The 18,033-nt window shown below is 64.1% G+C and carries 18 protein-coding genes; 13 read left to right on the forward strand and 5 right to left on the reverse strand.

The window, feature by feature from the left end; translation table 11 throughout:
- The first annotated feature begins 221 nt into the window (after nt 1-221).
- Nucleotides 222-1,649 (forward strand): aspartate ammonia-lyase, encoded by a 1,428-nt coding sequence (locus tag ACJRW5_RS16145; protein ID WP_484571517.1) that lies wholly within the window; start codon nt 222-224, stop codon nt 1,647-1,649.
- Nucleotides 1,650-1,823: 174 nt separating this feature from the next.
- Here ACJRW5_RS16145 and pdxR read toward each other — a convergent pair whose 3' ends face one another.
- The gene (gene pdxR, locus ACJRW5_RS16150) at nt 1,824-3,290 is read right to left on the reverse strand and encodes a MocR-like pyridoxine biosynthesis transcription factor PdxR (protein WP_484571518.1); all 1,467 of its coding nucleotides are present in this window, start codon (nt 3,288-3,290) and stop codon (nt 1,824-1,826) included.
- Nucleotides 3,291-3,388: 98 nt separating this feature from the next.
- On the opposite strand from pdxR, the gene ACJRW5_RS16155 reads away from it, so the two are divergent.
- The 3 genes from ACJRW5_RS16155 to ACJRW5_RS16165 are packed head-to-tail and all read left to right on the forward strand — an operon-like array spanning nt 3,389 to nt 5,150.
- A complete protein-coding gene (locus ACJRW5_RS16155; RefSeq protein WP_484571519.1) occupies nt 3,389-4,021 on the forward strand; it encodes an FMN-binding negative transcriptional regulator in 633 nt (210 codons plus the stop codon).
- A gap of 17 nt (nt 4,022-4,038) precedes the next feature.
- The gene (locus tag ACJRW5_RS16160) at nt 4,039-4,479 is read left to right on the forward strand and encodes an N-acetyltransferase family protein (protein ID WP_484571520.1); all 441 of its coding nucleotides are present in this window, start codon (nt 4,039-4,041) and stop codon (nt 4,477-4,479) included.
- A complete protein-coding gene (locus ACJRW5_RS16165) occupies nt 4,479-5,150 on the forward strand; it encodes a GNAT family N-acetyltransferase (RefSeq protein WP_484571521.1) in 672 nt (223 codons plus the stop codon). Before ACJRW5_RS16160 ends, ACJRW5_RS16165 begins: the two co-directional genes overlap by 1 nt.
- A 9-nt stretch (nt 5,151-5,159) precedes the next feature.
- Here ACJRW5_RS16165 and ACJRW5_RS16170 read toward each other — a convergent pair whose 3' ends face one another.
- On the reverse strand, nt 5,160-5,978 hold the full coding sequence (locus ACJRW5_RS16170; RefSeq protein WP_484571522.1) for a helix-turn-helix domain-containing protein: 819 nt from the start codon (nt 5,976-5,978) through the stop codon (nt 5,160-5,162).
- Nucleotides 5,979-6,137: 159 nt separating this feature from the next.
- Here ACJRW5_RS16170 and ACJRW5_RS16175 point away from each other — a divergent pair, with 159 nt between their 5' ends.
- The 8 genes from ACJRW5_RS16175 (at nt 6,138) to ACJRW5_RS16210 (ending at nt 14,649) form a co-directional block, all read left to right on the forward strand.
- Nucleotides 6,138-7,577, forward strand: a complete 1,440-nt coding sequence (locus ACJRW5_RS16175; RefSeq protein WP_484571523.1) for an alanine/glycine:cation symporter family protein — start codon at nt 6,138-6,140, stop codon at nt 7,575-7,577.
- 120 nt (nt 7,578-7,697) lie between these two features.
- Nucleotides 7,698-8,687: an asparaginase gene (locus ACJRW5_RS16180; RefSeq protein ID WP_484571524.1), complete on the forward strand. Its 990-nt coding sequence runs from the start codon at nt 7,698-7,700 to the stop codon at nt 8,685-8,687.
- Nucleotides 8,688-8,713: 26 nt separating this feature from the next.
- Nucleotides 8,714-9,157 carry an N-acetyltransferase family protein gene (locus ACJRW5_RS16185; RefSeq protein WP_484571525.1) on the forward strand — a complete coding sequence of 148 codons (444 nt, stop codon included), beginning with the start codon at nt 8,714-8,716 and terminating at the stop codon, nt 9,155-9,157.
- An 81-nt stretch (nt 9,158-9,238) separates the two neighbouring features.
- Nucleotides 9,239-9,685, forward strand: coding sequence for an Lrp/AsnC family transcriptional regulator (locus tag ACJRW5_RS16190; protein ID WP_484571526.1), 447 nt, complete (start codon nt 9,239-9,241; stop codon nt 9,683-9,685).
- Nucleotides 9,686-10,074: 389 nt separating this feature from the next.
- Nucleotides 10,075-11,172, forward strand: a complete 1,098-nt coding sequence (locus ACJRW5_RS16195) for a TRAP transporter substrate-binding protein (protein ID WP_484571527.1) — start codon at nt 10,075-10,077, stop codon at nt 11,170-11,172.
- 4 nt (nt 11,173-11,176) lie between these two features.
- Nucleotides 11,177-11,695, forward strand: a complete 519-nt coding sequence (locus ACJRW5_RS16200) for a TRAP transporter small permease subunit (RefSeq protein ID WP_484571528.1) — start codon at nt 11,177-11,179, stop codon at nt 11,693-11,695.
- Complete coding sequence (locus ACJRW5_RS16205) at nt 11,695-13,020, forward strand: TRAP transporter large permease (RefSeq protein WP_484571529.1); 1,326 nt, start codon at nt 11,695-11,697, stop codon at nt 13,018-13,020. Before ACJRW5_RS16200 ends, ACJRW5_RS16205 begins: the two co-directional genes overlap by 1 nt.
- A 45-nt stretch (nt 13,021-13,065) precedes the next feature.
- Nucleotides 13,066-14,649 (forward strand): gamma-glutamyltransferase family protein, encoded by a 1,584-nt coding sequence (locus ACJRW5_RS16210; protein ID WP_484571530.1) that lies wholly within the window; start codon nt 13,066-13,068, stop codon nt 14,647-14,649.
- Between the two features lie 45 nt (nt 14,650-14,694).
- Here the strand turns inward: ACJRW5_RS16210 and ACJRW5_RS16215 are convergent, their stop codons facing one another.
- The gene (locus ACJRW5_RS16215; RefSeq protein WP_484571531.1) at nt 14,695-15,090 is read right to left on the reverse strand and encodes a RidA family protein; all 396 of its coding nucleotides are present in this window, start codon (nt 15,088-15,090) and stop codon (nt 14,695-14,697) included.
- A 65-nt stretch (nt 15,091-15,155) separates the two neighbouring features.
- On the reverse strand, nt 15,156-16,064 hold the full coding sequence (glsB, locus tag ACJRW5_RS16220) for a glutaminase B (protein ID WP_484571532.1): 909 nt from the start codon (nt 16,062-16,064) through the stop codon (nt 15,156-15,158).
- A gap of 383 nt (nt 16,065-16,447) precedes the next feature.
- Between glsB and ACJRW5_RS16225 the strand changes: the two genes are divergently transcribed.
- Nucleotides 16,448-17,377 carry an AEC family transporter gene (locus tag ACJRW5_RS16225; RefSeq protein WP_484571533.1) on the forward strand — a complete coding sequence of 310 codons (930 nt, stop codon included), beginning with the start codon at nt 16,448-16,450 and terminating at the stop codon, nt 17,375-17,377.
- Here ACJRW5_RS16225 and ACJRW5_RS16230 read toward each other — a convergent pair.
- Nucleotides 17,367-18,008 (reverse strand): hypothetical protein, encoded by a 642-nt coding sequence (locus tag ACJRW5_RS16230; RefSeq protein WP_484571534.1) that lies wholly within the window; start codon nt 18,006-18,008, stop codon nt 17,367-17,369. The two genes, ACJRW5_RS16225 and ACJRW5_RS16230, sit on opposite strands and share 11 nt — an antisense overlap.
- Nucleotides 18,009-18,033 lie beyond the last annotated feature (25 nt).

Raw genomic sequence — 18,033 nt, forward strand, 5'->3', positions numbered from 1 at the left:
TACGCCGAGGGTGGGTTATGCCGCGTTTCGTGCGAGGTGATTTTCGGCAATGGCGGCATGCGGCTAACCCACCCTACGTTTGTCGCTATCTCGCAGTCACATCCACATTATGCCGATTGTGCATGGGGCAGCAAGCAACGGCATTGGTCGCGAGTCGGCATGAGGCCATATTCTATGGGCATCGCGGCGCTCGCCGTACTTCCCCGAGAGTTATCTCTATCATGTCTTCTGCTGCATCTGTTCGCGTCGAAAAAGACCTGCTTGGCACCCTCGAAGTTTCCGCTGATGCCTATTACGGCATCCAGACCCTGCGCGCCGTGCAGAACTTCCGCCTGTCCGGTGTGCCGCTGTCGCACTACCCGAAGCTGGTGATCGGCCTGGCCATGGTCAAGCAGGCCTCGGCTGACGCCAACCGCGAACTGGGCCACCTGAGTGCCGCCAAACACACGGCGATCAGCACCGCCTGTGCGCGCATCATCCAGGGCGAGTTCCACGAGCAGTTCGTGGTCGACATGATTCAGGGCGGTGCCGGCACCTCGACCAACATGAATGCCAACGAGGTGATCGCCAACATCGCCCTGGAAGCCATGGGCCATGAGAAGGGCGAGTACCAGTACCTGCACCCGAACAACGACGTGAACATGGCGCAGTCGACCAACGACGCCTACCCGACCGCCATTCGCCTCGGCCTGCTGCTCGGCCATGACAGCCTGCTCGGCGCGCTGGACAAGCTGATCCAGTCGTTCGCGGCCAAGGGCCTGGAGTTCGGCCACGTGCTGAAGATGGGCCGCACCCAGCTGCAGGACGCGGTGCCGATGACCCTCGGCCAGGAATTCCATGCCTTCGCCACCACCCTCGGTGAAGACCTGCAGCACCTGAAACTGCTGGCGCCGACCCTGCTCACCGAGGTCAACCTGGGTGGTACGGCGATTGGTACCGGCATCAATGCCGACCCGAAATACCAGGCCCTGGCGGTCAAGCGTCTGGGTGTGATCAGCGGTCACCCGGTCAAGCCGGCGGCCGACCTGATCGAGGCCACCAGCGACATGGGCGCCTTCGTGCTGTTCTCCGGCATGCTCAAGCGCACCGCGGTGAAGCTGTCGAAGATCTGCAACGACCTGCGCCTGCTCTCCAGCGGCCCGCGTACCGGCATCAACGAGATCAACCTGCCGCCGCGTCAGCCGGGTAGCTCGATCATGCCGGGCAAGGTCAACCCGGTCATCCCGGAGGCGGTCAACCAGGTGGCCTTCGAAGTGATCGGCAACGATCTGGCGCTGACCATGGCGGCCGAAGGCGGCCAACTGCAGCTGAACGTCATGGAGCCGCTGATCGCCTACAAGATCTTCGACTCGATCCGCCTGCTGACCCGCGCCATGGATATGCTGCGTGAGCTGTGCATCGACGGCATCACCGCCAACGAGGCACATTGCCGCGCACTGATGGAGAACTCCATCGGCCTGATCACCGCGCTCAACCCCTACATCGGCTACGAGAATGCCACCCGTATCGCCAAGGTCGCGCTGGAAAGCGGCCGCGGTGTGCTGGAACTGGTGCGCGAGGAGCAACTGCTGGACGAGGCCACCCTGGCCGACATCCTGCGTCCCGAGAACATGATCGCTCCGCGCCTGGTACCGCTCGCCAGTGCCTGATCGACCTGTTTCATAGGAGGCCTTCACCAGCCTCACCACTCGGGATGGCCTAGGCCATCCCTTTTTTTGCCTGCGCATTTTGTGGCAGGGGCTGCAGCCGCGATACGCACGAATAGCGCTGCAACTCCTGATCGTGAATAAATCCTGCGGAACAGTGGTCGTTGGCCGCGTTCTCTACAGCCGCCAGGCCTGTCTGAGACGTGCCACGGCCTCGACGATCTGCGCCTCGGGCACGGCAGCGAAGCCCAGCACCAGCCCGGCGCGGGCATCTTCGGGCTCCTGGCTGTTTTCCAGCCAGTAGCTGCTCAGGCCATTCATCTCCACCCCGGCCCCGTGCGCCGCGTGAAGCAACTCGCGCTCGCGCGCCAGGCTGTCGACTCGTACGCACAGGTGCAGCCCGGCGTTCACCGGCGGCAGCGCTGCGCAGCCGGCAACCTTCTGCGGCCAGGCCTGCAGCAGCGCATCGCGCCGCGACCGTGCGGCCTGGCGCATGCGCCGGACATGGCGCTGAAAGTGCCCGGCGGCGATGAACTCGGCCATCACCGCCTGGCTGCCGACCTCGGAGTGGCGCATCTCCAGCGCGCGACAGCGGGCGAATGGTTCGGCCAAGGCCGTGGGCAGCACCATGTAGCCCAGGCGCAGGGCGGGGAAGGCCAGCTTGCCGAAGGTGCCGACGTAGATCACCCGCTGCTGCCGGTCCAGCGCCGCCAGCGGTGCCAGCGGCGTGCCGCTGTAGCGGTACTCGCCGTCGTAGTCGTCCTCGATGATCCAGCTGTCCTCGCGCTTGGCCCACTCCAGCAACTGCAGGCGCCGCCCGAGCGACAGCGTGACCCCTGTGGGGTACTGGTGCGAAGGGGTCAGGTAGACCAGCCGGCAGTCGTCGATACGTTGCAGCGCGTCGATCTGCAGGCCGTCATCATCCACCGGCACGCCCTGCAGCTGTGCGCCGGCCAGGGCGAAGGCGTGGCCAGCTGCGCGGTAGCCGGGATTTTCCACTGCGACCCGGTCACCCGGCTGCACCAGCAACTGGGCACAGAGGCTGATGGCCTGCTGTGAACCACAGGTGATGACGATCTGCTGAGGGTCGCAGTCCAGGCCGCGGCCGTTGCGCAGGTAGGCGGCGATCAGCTGGCGCAGCTCCAGGTCGCCGGCCGGGTCGCCGTAACCCAGACGCGCCAGCGAGGGCTTGCGCCAGAAGCGCGCGTGCAGGCGCGCCCAGATGTCGAAGGGAAACAGATCGAACGCCGGCACGCCAATACGAAAGGCGCGCGGCGCGCCGCCCGGCGGCAACGCCAGATGATGCGTGTGCAGACGCTGCAGCGCCGGGCTGGAGGGCATCTCGTGGGGTGCTTGCGTGGGCACCGTGCGCTGCGTCTTGAGTTCGGCCACGTAGGTGCCATCGCCGACTCGTCCGGCCACGTAGCCTTCGGCATACAGTTGGTCCAGCGCGCGCGTCACGGTGTTGCGTGAGATACCCAGTAACGCGGCCAGCTCACGGCTAGCCGGTAGGCGCGTGCCGCTGGCCAGGCGCCCATCGAGGATGCGCTCGCGCAATGCCTGGTAGAGCTGGCGCGCCAGGCCCTTACCGGCCTGCAGCTGGATGCCCGAGAGGTCGAACGATAGCGGCACGGATGTCTTCATATTGGCTGATTGGCTCTATGAAACTGACACTTAATGGATCTTACAGGGGGCCAATATCCTGCCTAGTATGGCCTCATCACACCAGAGGCGATTGCCCCATGTACTGCCCCAGCGTTTTCCGCCAGGACGACCTTGCGACCCTGCATGCGCAGATTCACGCCAGCGGCCTGGCCCTGCTCAGCAGTGCCGGCGAGCAGGGCCTGCAGGCCAGCCACCTGCCCTTGTTGCTGGCGGCAGACGAAGGCGAGTTCGGCACGCTCTACGGCCACTTCGCCCGCGCCAATCTGCACTGGCGCGACCTCGCCGCAGGCAGCGAGGCGTTGGTGGTGTTCAGTGGCGCGGATGGCTACGTGCATCCCGGCTGGTACCCGGCCAAGGCCGAGCACGGCAAGGTGGTGCCGACCTGGAACTACATCGCCGTGCATGCCTGGGGCCAGGCCGAGGTGTTCGACGAGCCCGCGCGTCTGCTGCAGCTGGTCAGCCGACTCAGCGAGCGACACGAGCAGGGCCGCGCGCAGCCCTGGGCGGTCAGCGATGCGCCGCGTGAATATATCGACGCCATGCTGCGCGCCATCGTCGGCTTCGCCCTGCCGATCCGCCGCATCGAGGGCAAGTGGAAGCTCAGCCAGAATCGTTCGGCTGCCGACCAGGCCGGCGTGCGCGCAGGCCTGGCAGAGTCGGGCCGTGCGAGTGACCGCGAGCTGGCCCAGCAGATGAACCCAACCGACTGAGACACAAGGAGTGCCCAATGCTCGATATTCGCCCTGTAACCGCCGACGACCATGCGGCCTGGCTGCCGCTGTGGCAGGCCTATCTGCGCTTCTACCAGAGTGAGGTCGACGCCGAGACCTGCGCCCTGACCTGGCAGCGTTTTCTCGATGCAGCCGAGCCGATGCACGCCGCGCTGGCCTGGCAGGATGGCGAGGCGGTCGGCCTGGTGCACTTCATCTACCACCGCAGTTGCTGGACCCGCGGCGACTACTGTTACCTGCAGGATCTCTATGTTGCCGAACAGATTCGCGGCGCCGGCATTGGCCGGGCGCTGATCGAGCATGTCTATGCCGAGGCGCGTGCAGCCGGTGCCAGTCGTGTGCACTGGCTGACCCAGGAAACCAACTACCGTGGGCGCATGCTCTACGACCGTATCGGCGACCGCTCCGGCTTCATCCAGTACAGGAAGCTTTTCTGATGACCACCGACCTCACTCACTGGCAACCCTGTCCTGAGCCAGACCAGCGCATGTTGTCTGGCCGTTTCGTACGCCTCGAGGCGCTCGATGTGGCGCGTCACGGCGATGATCTGTGGCGCGCCCTGCAGGGGCCTGACCCGGCGCTCTGGGACTACCTGCCCTACGGTCCGTTCACCGAGCGCGCCAGCTTCGATGCCTGGCTCGGCGCTAACGCCGCCAGTCGCGACCCGCTGTTCTATGCCGTGATCGACCTGACCAGCGAGCAGGCTCTGGGGCTGTTCAGCTACCTGCGCATCACCGCTGCCGATGGCTGCATCGAGATCGGCCACATTGCCTTTGGCGCGCCGATACAGCGCACGGCGGGAGCGAGCGAAGCGGTCTATCTGCTGGCCCGCCACGCCTTCGACGACCTCGGCTATCGGCGCCTGGAGTGGAAGTGCGATGCCGCCAATGCCCGCTCACAGCGCGCTGCCGAACGCTTCGGTTTCACCCGCGAGGGGCTGTTTCGCCAGCATATGGTGCGCAAGGGGCGCAATCGCGACACGGCCTGGTTCGCCATCATCGACAGCGAGTGGCCAGGTTGCCGCGAGGCGTTCCAGCGCTGGCTGGCGGCGGATAACTTCGATGATCAGGGCCAGCAGCGGCAGCGCCTGCAGGCGCTGCGCGAATAGGCCGGCGCTTCACTCCATCTCGAACAGACCATCACGCAAACGCCCGCTGTTGAGGCGCTGGCGGATATCGTCGTCGATGCGCGGGTCGTCCGGCGCGTAGAGCATCAACTGGCGATAGGCGTTGACCCGGTTGATCTCGTGCCCCAGGTACTGCCAGACCACGCGGGTGCAGGCCGGGGTGCGCCGGTCACCACTGGAAACACCGGTCTTGATGCCGTTGAGGCGGATGATGCGGCTCTTGAAACTGGGGATGAGAATGGTCTGGCTCATCTCGTTGCCGGTGAGCGACTCGTAGTCCACCAGGAACAGGCGGTCCTGCAGGAACAGCGCTGTACCCAGATAGCGGCAGCGCACCCAGTCTTCGCTGCCGCCACGTGTCTGTTCCTGCCGCTCCTGGCGTTCCTGTCGTTCGAACAGGTAGTTGCCGCGCTCCTCGCGCAGGTGCACCAGCGACAGCAGCACATGGCCGGGCACCGACATGCAGTTGGAATACTCGAAGTAATAGCCGCAGTAGCGGTCCATCGGGCTGGCCTGGCGGCGCAGCGGCGCGAACAACTCCAGCAGCGGGTCACTGGCAGCGTTCGTGGGTGTATCGCCGCTGCGCGCGCCGATCAGACGGGCGAACTGCTCGCTCGGCATGGCCAGCTCGAAGGGTTCGACGCCGAAGAAGTCGCAGATGCGCTTGAGGTTGTGGGCGGTGGGCCGGCTCTGTCCGGCCAGGTAGCGATTGAACTGGGCGCGGTTGATCGACAGCTGGCGGCATACCTCGGCGATCGAGCGGTAATGGCTGCAGAGTAGTTTCAGGTTGTTACCGAGGAATTCGGACATATGGCCGCTCCAGCTGACGCGAATGATGCGATTTTAGCATCAACTCGCGTCAGTTTGCCGCGACCTGCGAAATTGTTCCGTACGGCGCCTTGACCAACCATTGCGCCATTCGCCCGGCGGGCGCATTCCCCATCAGAACAACAAGAGAGAAAGCCTTCCATGCTCGATCTTCTCAATGACCTCATCTGGAGCAAGCTGCTGATCGTGATGCTGATCGGTCTCGGCCTGTACTTCACCATCGCCTCACGCTTCGTTCAGTTCCGCTACTTCGGCGGCATGTTCCGCATTTTCAGCGAAGCGCTGCAGCGTCAGCCGGGTCAGCTCAGTTCGTTCCAGGCCCTGATGCTGTCGGTAGCCGGGCGCGTGGGCGCCGGCAACATCGCCGGTGTGTCGGTGGCGATCATGCTCGGTGGCCCGGGCGCCATCTTCTGGATGTGGGTCGTGGCCCTCGTGGGTATGGCCACCAGCTTCTTCGAGTGCTCGCTGGCGCAGCTGTACAAGCGTCGTGAGGCCGATGGCGGTTATCGTGGTGGTCCGGCGTTCTATATTCAGCACGGTCTCGGCCAGCGTTGGCTGGGCATCGTCGTATCGATCCTGCTGCTGGTGACCTTCGGTTTCGGCTTCAATGCCGTGCAGTCGTTCACCGTGGCCAGCTCGCTGCATGACACCTTCGGCGTGCCGACGCTGGTCAGTGGTCTGGTACTGACCGTGGTGATCGGTCTGATCATTTTCGGCGGCATCAAGCGCATCGCCCAGTTCGCCGACGTGCTGGTGCCGGTCATGGCGTTTTCCTACATCGCCATGGCGCTGCTGGTGATCGGCATGAACATCTCCGAGGTGCCGGCCACCTTCGCCCTGATCTTCAACAGCGCGTTCGGTCTGGAGCCGGCCTTCGCCGGTGGTATCGGCGCCGCCATCATCATGGGCGTCAAGCGCGGCCTGTTCTCCAACGAAGCGGGCCTGGGCAGTGCGCCGAACGTGGCTGCTGTCGCCGAGGTCAAGCATCCGGCCGCACAGGGCATCGTGCAGTCGCTGAGCGTATTCATCGACACCCTGATCCTGTGCAGCTGCACCGCACTGATCATCCTGCTGTCCGGTGTCTATCAGCCGGGCATGGAAGAGGCCGGCGTGGTGCTGACCCAGGGCGCCGTGGCGGCCGTGGTCGGTGAGTGGGGCCGCGTGTTCATCAGCATCGCCCTGCTGCTGTTCGTCTTCACCACGCTGATCTACAACTACTACCTCGGTGAGAACGCTCTGGGCTTCTTCAGCCAGAAGCGCGCTCCGGTGATGGTCTACCGTGCGCTGGTAGTAGTGCTGGTGCTGTGGGGTTCGGTGCAGGACCTGGGCACCGTGTTCGCCTTCGCCGACGTGACCATGGGGCTGCTGGCGATCTGCAACCTGATCGCCCTGGCGCTGCTGTTCAAGGTCGGCCTGCGCCTGATGCGCGACTACGACAGCCAGATCAAGGCGGGTGTAGAGTCTCCGGTGTTCGATGCCAAGCAGTTCGCCGACCTGGACCTCGACCCGGCTGTATGGAGCAGCCAGCCAAGCGCGGCCGCAAGCCCGGCGCAAGATGCTGAGCACGCCCATCAGCGCTGATTCGAGCTGAAATGAAAGGGGGCTTGGCCCCCTTTTTTGGGTCTGCCATCTTTGCTGACCCCATCGAACGTCGGATACGTCTTCCGGGCAGTTGCTGCCCGTGATTTGTAAGGAGAGCCCATGGCTACCCCGGAAAAACTGCTGGTGCTGTACACAGGCGGCACCATCGGCATGCAGATGAGCAAGGATGGCCTGGCCCCGGCCTCCGGTTTCGAGGCGCGTATGCGCGAGCAGCAGGCGCTCGAGGATGGTCGCGAGCTGCCGCACTGGCAGTTTCGCGAGCTGCTGCCGCTGATCGACAGCGCCAACATGAATCCCGCCCAGTGGCTGGCGTTGCGCGAGCTGATCGTCGAGAGCGTCAAGGCGGACGGCCACGATGCGGTGCTGGTGCTGCATGGCACCGATACCCTGGCCTATAGCGCCGCAGCCCTGAGCTTCCTGTTGCTGGGGCTCAGTGTGCCGGTGGTGTTGACTGGCGCCATGCAGCCGGCCGGCGTCGAGGGGGGTGATGCCTGGCCCAACCTGTTCGGCGCCATGCGTGCGTTGCATCGCGGGGTGAAGCCAGGGGTGCACCTGTACTTCAATGGCCAGCTGCTGCATGGCGCGCGTTGCTCGAAGCTGCGCAGCGATGCTTTCGATGCCTTCCAGGTGCTGCCGCGCCAGCGTCAGGCGGAGCCTGCAGGTGTCAGTGCGCGGATCGACTACCGGCAGGTACGGCGCGCGGTCGATGTCGCGGTACTGCCGCTGCATCCGGCGATAAAGGCCAGTCACTTGCGCGCCCTGCTGGCGAGTGGCGTGCAGGGCCTGTTGCTGGAGTGCTACGGCAGCGGTACTGGCCCTGCCGGCGATGCCGAGCTGATGAGCGTGCTGCGTGAGGCGCATGAGCGTGGTGTGGTGCTGGCAGCGATCAGCCAGTGCGTGCAGGGCCATGTGCAGTTCGGCGTATACGCCGCAGGCAGTCGCCTGGCCGAAGTCGGCCTGGTGTCCTGCGGCGGTATGACCCGTGAAGCCGCGTTGGGCAAGCTGTTCGCGCTGCTCGGTGCCGGTCTGCCGCAGAGTGAGGTCGAGCACTGGCTGGCACGCGATCTCTGTGGTGAGATGAACGACTGATCCACCTACCCAGCAGAGGAAGGAAGATGAGCGTCGAAATTCGCCCTGTAATTGCTGCCGACCATGAAGCCTGGCTGCCCTTGTGGCAGGGCTACCAACGCTTCTACATGACCGAGATCCCGGCTGAAGCCAGTGCTGCCACCTGGCAGCGTTTTCTCGACCCCGCCGAGCCCATGGGTGCGGCGCTGGCCTGGCAGGGTGAACAGGCCATCGGCCTGGTGCATTGGGTCATCCACCGCTCGACCTGGACGCTGGGTGACTATTGCTACCTGCAGGATCTGTTCGTCGCCCGTGGTCAGCGTAGTGCCGGGGTCGGGCGCAAGCTCATCCAGCACGTCTACGAGCAGGCGCGTGCGGCTGGCTGCTCACGGGTGCACTGGCTGACGCACGAGAGCAACAGCCAGGCCAAGCTGCTCTACGAGCGCATTGGTGAGCGCTCGGGCTTCGTGCAGTACCGCAAGTTGCTGTGAGGCGTACCTGCCCCGATGCGTCGGGGCAGGTTGGCATGCATCGCGCATCCCGCAGGCTTTCCTTTGCATAGGCCTGCCGCCATGAACAAGCTCGACAATGCCCTGCTCAACATCCTGATCAAGGATTCGCGGACCTCCTTCGCCGATATCGCGCGCCAGTTGAATATCTCGCGGGCCCATGCCCGTACCCGCGTGCAGGCGTTGGTCGATAGCGGCGTGATCGAGAAGTTCACCGCCGTGGTCAACCCCGAGAAGCTGGGCAAGGGCATTTCCACCTTCGTCGACCTGACTGTTGCGCCTCACGCCATCGAGGATGTCGCCGAGCGGCTTTCGGCGACCGTCGAGGTGGTCAGCCTGTACATCATGAGCGATCTGAAAAGCCTGCACATTCACACCCTGACCGACAGCTACGAGACCTTCGACGCTTTCGTTCGGCAGCACATCTTCAATCATCCGGAAATCCTCACGGTCGACTGCAAGGCCCTGATGACGCGGGTCAAGCACCGTCGAGGCGGCGCTCGTCTTTAAAGGTTCGCTGCAGGGGCGCTTCGCCTCATTGCAAGGCATGTGTGCGCCTTAAAAAAGCGCCCGCGCACTCTCGCAGTGCAAAGCAGACATTCGACAGTGGGGGAGAAGTCGAGCCGACCGATTGGATGCATATGTCAACGCAGGGATGACAAATGTATCGAATCGGCCTGCCGTTTTGACGTTTCGTCGACCCGCTCAGCCGTGCAGTGCTTGTTTTTTGTGCGGTTCGAGTGCCTGCAAAAAATCGTAATTCATAAATAAATCTATAAAAATCATGTGGTTATGTTTTTCTTCTGGCTGGCATGTCAGTTGCTCTAGGGGTTCTCCAAGACTTTACATCCGATAGGCCACGTTGCCGATTGGAGCCATTGCGTACAGGAGAACGTCCCATGAGCCTCAACCGCCGTAAATTCCTCGGTACTGGTGCTGTCGCCGCTGGTGCAGGTCTGGCGCTCGGTGCCTCGAGCATCGTCAAAGCCGACAGCAGCAAGACCTTCAACTGGAAGATGACCAATGCCTACGCGCCCGGTTCGCCTTTCTATGTACAGGGGCCGGGTAGCCCGACCGATTTCTGCAAGCGCGTCGAGGAGATGTCCGGCGGGCGCCTGAAGATTCAGCACTTCGCTGCCGGTGAACTGATTCCGGCGCTGGAAGGCTTCGATGCGGTGTCCAGCGGCATGGTGGAAATGAACGCCGCCAACGCCTTCTTCTGGGCCGGCAAGATTCCCGCCGCGCAGTTCTTCACCGCCGTACCGTTCGGTATGAACACCCAGGGCATGAACGCCTGGATCTATAACGGTGGTGGCCTCAAGCTCTGGGAAGAACTCTACGAGCCGCACGGCCTGGTGCCGATGCCGATGGGCAACACCGGCACGCAGATGACCGGCTGGTTCCGTCAGCCGCTGGAGAATGTCGACAGCCTCAAGGGCCTGAAGATGCGCATCGCCGGTCTGGCCGGCAAGGTCTACAGCGAGCTGGGCGTGGCCGTACGCCTGCTGCCGGGCGGCGAGATCTTCCCGGCGCTGGAGCGTGGCGTGATCGATGCCGCCGAATTCGTCGGCCCTTATCAGGACCGCCGCATGGGCCTGCACAAGGCAGCCAAGAACTACTACACCACCGGCTGGCACGAGCCGACCAACGTCACCGAGCTGATCATCAACAAGAAGGCCTGGGACAGTCTGCCGGCCGACCTGCAGGCCATCGTGCGCATCTGTGCCCAGGCCTGCAACAACGAGAGCCTGTCCTGGTCCGATGCGGTCAACGCCGATGCGCTGGACGATCTGGTCAGCAACGAGGGAGTAATCGCCCGTCCGCTGCCGACGGAAATCGTCACCCGTCTGCGTGAAGTGACCAACGACACCCTGTCGAGCATGGCGGCCAGTGATCCGGCGACCCGCAAGGTGTACGACCACTTCATGGCCTTCCGCAAGAAGTACACGTCCTGGTCCTCGACTGGCGAGAAAGGCTTCCTGGATCTGGGAGTCTGAAACGATGCACGTCGTGATCAACCGCATCGAGCAGTTGGTTGAAATGCTGGGCAGCCTGGCACGCGCATGCGTGCTGGTGCTGGTCCTGCTGGTTTCGGCCAACGTGCTGATCCGCTATGGCTTTTCCATAAGCCCGGTGGCCTTGCAGGAGCTGGAATGGTTCCTCATCTCGCCCATCGCCATGCTGGGGATTTCCTACGTGCTCAAGCATCGCGCCGATGTTCGCGTGGATTTTCTCTACGAGCGCTTTCAGCCTCGCCTGCGCGCGGCGGTCGATCTGTTCAGCGCGCTGGCTACCTGCCTGCTGGGCTGTTTTCTGGCCTGGGTTTGCTGGCGCTACATGTTGCAGTCCTACCACATGGGTGAGGGTTCACCGGACCCGGGCGGGCTGCCGCATCGCTTTCTGGTGAAGGCCTTCCTGCCGCTGGGCTTCGCGATGTTCGGTCTGCAGGGCGTCGCCGACAGCCTGCGGGCCTTGCAGGCCCTGTTCGCTCCCCATCCCCGCGTCGAGGAAGTCCTGTAGTGAGTCCCAATGAGTGGCTGGCGATCCTGATGGTGTTCGCCTTCTTTTCGATGATGATGATCGGTGTGCCGGTTGCCATCTCCCTGGCCGTTTCCGGCTTCGCCGCCGGTTTGATCGGTTTCGGCCCTATGCTGTTCAGCCTGTTGCCTGCACGCATGTTCGGTGTGGTCAGCAACTACACCCTGCTGGCGATTCCCTTGTTCACCTTCATGGGCGTGATGCTGGAGAAGTCCAGAGTCGCCGAGGACATGCTCGAGACCATCGGCCAGGCCATGGGCGGCCTGAACGGCGGCATGGGCCTGGCCATTGTGTTGGTCGGCGTGTTGCTCGGCGCCTCCACCGGCATTGTCGGCGCTACAGTGGTGACCATCGGCCTGCTGACCCTGCCGGTGCTGCTGCGGCGAGGTTACAAGCCCAGCGTGGCCTGCGGCACGATCTGCGCCTCCGGCACGCTGGGGCAGATCATTCCACCGAGCCTGGTGCTGATTTTGCTGGCTGACATCCTCGGTCTGTCGGTCGGTTCGATCTTCGCCGCGGCTTTCGTACCCAGCCTGATGCTGGCCGGCGTGTACATCGCCTACATGCTGTTGCTGGGCTGGCTGCGGCCGCACTGGGTGCCGGCGATTCCGGCCGAAGAGCGCGCGCTGATCAGCCGCAAGGAACTGCTCGGCAAGATCGCCCGCTCGGTGGTGCCACCGCTGCTGCTGGTGATATGTGTGCTGGGTTCGATCATCGGCGGTCTGGCCGCGCCGACCGAGGCAGCGTCCGTGGGTGCCCTGGGAGCGCTAATCATCGCCGCCTGCGCGCGGCGCCTGAACCGGGAAACCCTGAAGCAGACCCTGCACGGCACGCTGAGCATCAGCGCGATGATCTTCCTCATCCTGCTCTGTTCGCAGCCGTTCTCCCTGGCCTTCCGCGGTCTGGGCGGCGAGAACCTGGTGCATGACCTGTTCGGCCTGCTGCCGGGCGGCGAGTTGGGGGCGATCCTGTTCCTCATGGTGCTGCTGCTGGTTCTGGGTTTCTTCCTCGAGTGGATCGAGATCTCCTACATCGCTTTGCCGATGTTCCTGCCGGTGTTCATGGGCTATGGCACCGACATGGTGTGGCTGGCGATTCTGGTGGCGCTGAACCTGCAGATGTCGTTCCTGACACCGCCGTTCGGCTGGGCGCTGTTCTTTCTCAAGGGCGTCGCGCCACCTGGGGTCACCACGCGGGACATCTACGTCGGTGCCCTGCCATTCGTGGGCCTGCAGATTCTGGCGGTAGCGCTGGTGTTCTTCTTCCCGACCCTGGCCACCTGGCTGCCCAAGGTCATTGGTTGGTGACGCCTGGACGCGTCATTTGAAAAGCGGATTTTTCGAGGATTCAACATGCTGAAAAGTACCCATGCGACGCGCGGCCTGTTCGTTGCGCCCCATCACCTGGCTGCACAGGCCGGGCGCGACGTGCTCAAGGCCGGCGGCAATGCGGTCGAGGCGATGGTCGCCGCTGCCGCCAGCATCGCCGTGGTCTACCCGCACATGAATGCCATCGGCGGTGATGGCTTCTGGCTGATTCACGAGCCTGGCAAGGCGCCGGTCGCCATCGATGCCTGTGGCAGCAGCGCGGCGTTGGCCAGCCGTGACTTCTATGCAGGTTGCGAGCAGATTCCCAGCCGTGGTCCGAAGGCGGCGCTGACCGTCGCCGGTACCATTGGTGGCTGGGCGCGGGCGCTGCAGGTCGCTGCCGCCTGGGGCCCAGCCCAGCCCCTGTCGAGCCTGCTCGGCGAGGCTATTGGCCAGGCGCGCGATGGCATTGTGGTCAGCCGCAGTCAGGCGCATTTGACGCAGGCCAAGCTGGCTGAGCTGCAGGACGTACCGGGCTTCGCCGAAGTGTTCCTGCCGGGCGGCGAAGTGCCGGCCGAGGGCAGCCTGATGAAACAGCCGGCCCTGGCCGCAACCCTGCAGCATCTGGCGGACAAAGGTCTGGATGATTTCTACCGTGGCGAGCTGGCCGCCAGCATGGCCGCCGAGCTGGAGCAGCTGGGCAGCCCGCTGCGGCTGAGCGATCTACAGGCCTATCAGGCCAAGGTGGTCACGCCGCTCGAGGTGCGTCTGGGCGATGCGACGCTGTACAACATGCCGCCGCCGACTCAGGGGCTGGCGTCGTTGCTGATCCTCGGTATCTTCGAGCGTCTCGGCATCCGCGAGGCCGAAGGCTTCGCTCATGTGCACGGGCTGGTCGAGTCGACCAAGCAGGCGTTCATGATCCGCGACCGCGTGGTGACCGACCCGCAGCGTTTGCCGGCCGATCCGCAGGGCTTTCTTGCCCCCGACAGCCTGGATGCGCTGGCCGCTGCCGTCGACCCGCAGCAGGCGTTGGAGTGGCCGCGCCCCTGTGCACCGGGCGACACCATCTGGATGGGCTGCATCGATGCCGAAGGACGCGCGGTCAGCTTCATCCAGAGCGTGTACTGGGAGTTCGGTTCCGGTGTGGTGCTGCCGTCCAGCGGCGTGGCCTGGCAGAACCGTGGCATCAGTTTCTCCCTCGATCCGCAGGCCTTGCAGGCGCTGGAGCCGGGACGCAAGCCGTTCCACACGCTCAACCCGGCGCTGGCGCTGTTCGACGATGGTCGGGTGATGAGCTACGGCACCATGGGCGGCGAAGGCCAGCCGCAGACCCAGGCGGCAGTGTTCAGCCGCTATCGTCTGGGTAGCGACCTGCAGGCGGCTGTCACCGCGCCGCGCTGGCTGCTGGGGCGGACCTGGGGCGATGTCAGCACCAGCCTCAAGCTGGAGAGTCGCTTCCCGCAGGCGTTGGTCGAGCAGCTGCGCGACGCCGGGCATGTGGTCGAGGTGCTGGATGAAGCCTTCAGCGACACCATGGGCCATGCCGGGGCGCTGGTGCGCTACCCGAGCGGTGTGCTCGAAGGGGCGGCCGACCCGCGCAGCGATGGCAGCGTCTGCGGCCTCTAGCGTCGCCTGATACGCGCTGCCCGGCCTGGGCAGCGCGTTTGCGTTTCAGGGCCGTCTGGCGATGAAATCGATCTCTACCAGCGCGTGGCGGGCCAGACCGGTGGTTCCGATGCAGGTCCGCGCCGGGCGTTTGCCCTCGGGAAAATAGCTGGCATACACCGCATTGAAGCGCTCGTAATCGCCGTAGAAATCGGTGAGGAAGGCGCGCGCCGATACGACGTTCTCCAGACCCAGGCCGAGGCCCTTGAGCACCACCAGCAGGTTGTCGAAGGTCTTGTGGGTCTGCGCCTCGATGCCTTCTGGCAGCGGCTTGGTTTCATCGCCTGGTTCGATCGGCAGCTGGCCGGTGACGAACACCCAACCATCGACTTCGCAGGCATGGGAGAAGGGGGCGACCGGCGCGGGCGCACCGGCGAACATGTGGTATTCAGGCATCGACATGAGCACTCCTGGTCGGTGTGGTGGGCGCACGATGGTGCGACCTGTAGCGACCATACCCTATCGGCTCAGAATACCGACCAGCCAATGCGCTGGCTGAGCAATTCCAGTGCTTTCATGCCCGCCAGCGAGTTGCCGGCGCTATTGAGTTCCGGTGACCAGACGCAGACGCTGAACTGGCCCGGTACCACCGCAACGATGCCACCGCCGACGCCGCTCTTGCCCGGCAGGCCGACGCGATAGGCGAAGTTGCCCGCTTCGTCGTACAGCCCGCTGGTGGCCATGATGGCGTTGATCTGTTTGCTTTGGCGCGTCGACAGCACCTGCTCGCCGCTGTGCTGGCAAAAGCCCTGGTTGGCGAGAAAACCGAAGGCGCGCGCCAGATCGACACAACTCATGCGCAGCGCACAGCAGCTGAAATAGCTGCGCAGCACCGCTTCCACTTCGTTGTGGAAATTGCCGAACGACTGCATCAGGTAGGCCGCCGCCGCGTTGCGCGCGCGGTGCTGGTATTCCGATTCGGCGACATGGTTGTCCACCGTCACCTCGGGGTTGTTCGACAGACGCCGGACGAAGTCGCGCATCGACAGCGCCGGTGCGGCGTAGCGCGACTGATTGATGTCGCAGATCACCAGCGCCCCGGCATTGATGAACGGGTTGCGCGGCTTGCCGCGCTCGAACTCGAGCTGCACCAGCGAGTTGAATGGTTGCCCCGAAGGTTCATGGCCCAGACGTTGCCAGATGCTTTCGCCGCTGTGGCCGATGGCCTGTACCAGGCTGAAGACCTTGGAGATGCTCTGGATGGAAAACGGCGTACGTGCGTCGCCCGCGACATGCAGCTGGCCGTCATTGCCATACACGGCGATACCCAGTTGCTCGGGCACCACCTTGGCCAGCGCGGGAATGTAGTCGGCCACCTTGCCCTGGCCAATCAGCGGACGGACTTCATCGAGAATTTCGTTCAACAGCGCTTGCATGTGTAGAGCCTGTTCAAAGTCTCGCGAGCTAGAGCCATGCAAGGCGCAACGACCAGCGGGAGTAACAGCCAAAGGCTGGCCCGAAGAGTGAGCGCCAGCGAATCAAGCAGGCGAGGATCGGTCGGAGTCGCGCTCGACTTGACGAGCTGTAATGAGCATTTTTGACGGGGCGCCTAGCCCAGGTTGGCGCTCCAGTCTGTTTTTAACGCAGCATGGCCGACGCGCAGCAGACTTTGGGCTGGCTCTTCGGCTCGTGGCGACGCCGAGGTCTCCCGGCATGTCAGTGCTAGACGCCGGCGAGCGAGACGGAATCACAGGCAATGGCTTGCCCTGACCGGCGCAGGCCCCTAGTCTCGGTCCTCCCCTTTCGTTGGCGTAGTTCGATGTCCACCGTTCTCAATGTGCTGTTGCCGATCTTCGGTTTGATCCTGATCGGCTACATCTGCAGACGCACCAACCGCCTGGGTCCAACCGCCGCTTCGGAGATGAACCGCTTCGTGGTCTGGCTTGGCCTGCCGGCATTGCTGTTCAGCCTCACGGCCAAGGCCGACTGGGCGCATATCTGGCAACCGGGTTTTCTCCTCGCCTTCACTGGCGGCATGTTGGGGGTGTTCCTGGTCACGCTGGCGTATCGCTGGAAAACGACCGGCAGCCTGGTCGATGCCAGTATCGATGGCCTCAGTGCCGGATACGCCAACACCGGTTACATCGGCATTCCGCTGTGCGTATTGGTGCTCGGTGACGATGGCATGGCGCCGGCGCTGATCGCGTCGCTGATGGTGGTCTGCGTGTTGTTCGGCCTGGCGGTGGTGTTCATCGAGGTGGGGCTGCAAAGCAACAAAGGGCTGGGAGGGGCGATCATCCAGGTGCTCGGCGCATTGCTGAAGAACCCATTGGTCGTTTCGCCGTTGCTGGGCGCAGCATGGGCCCTGGGTGGCGCTCAGTTGCCCGAGGCGCTGGACGAGTTCCTGCGCCTGCTCGGGGCCGCGACGGTGCCCTGTGCCCTGGTTTCGCTGGGGCTGTTTCTGGCGCAGCGACAGAGTGGCCCGAGCGAGGGTGCGTGGCCACTGGTGGCGCTGAAGCTGGTGCTGCAGCCATTGGTGACCTGGTTCATCGCCTTTGTCCTGCTCGACCTGCCACCCTTCTGGGCGCATGCCGCGCTGCTGCTCAGTGCGCTGCCAACCGGCACCGGCCCGTTCATGCTCGCCGAGTATTATGATCGTCAGGCTGGCCTGGTTTCACGGGCGATCCTGTTTTCCACCCTCGGTTCGCTGCTGACCCTGTCGTTGATCCTGTTGCTGATCACGCAGTGAGCATCAGCTCCACGCCCAGCTGTTGCGACAGGCAGGGCCAGCGCCGCCAGGCGGAAGCGATATCCGCTGCGGCCAGGCGCTCGCGATACGCCTGCACCGAGGGCTGATCGAAGCTGCTGTCGTCGAGCATGCCGGCCAGGGCATGGTGCACGGCTTCGTCCAGCTGGTTGGCGAACGGCTCGCCGATCAATTGGTGAGCGATCAGGTTGGCGCGCGTGGTATCCAGCGGGATCAATGGCCGACCGAGATGGGCGATATAGCGGTCGTTGACCTCCTCCACCAGGCGATGCGCCAGGTAGGCTTCGTCGAGCAGGCCTTCGAGCCCATCGTGGCCTTCCATCAAGGCGGGCGGCTGCAGGAAGAAGTGTTCGGCGATCTTCAGTACCGGTTTCACCGCTGCTTCGATGCCGGCTTCGCGGGCGACTTCGGCGGCCGCGTCGAGTACATCCGGTACCTCTTCGATATAGGCGATGACGAACGCGCTCAGCGCACCCGATGCATTGTCTTCGGGCAGACGAATGGCCGGATGAAGCCGTTTCGGTTGGGCTGACAGATGACGAGCGAGTGCCTGGGTGTCGGCCTCGTGCTGGCGAGCCTGGGTGATGAGTTGGCGAAGGGCGGCGGTGTTCATGACTGCTCCTACTAATTCAGGACAT

Source organism: Pseudomonas pichavaramensis (assembly GCF_050473265.1).
GTDB lineage: Bacteria > Pseudomonadota > Gammaproteobacteria > Pseudomonadales > Pseudomonadaceae > Aquipseudomonas.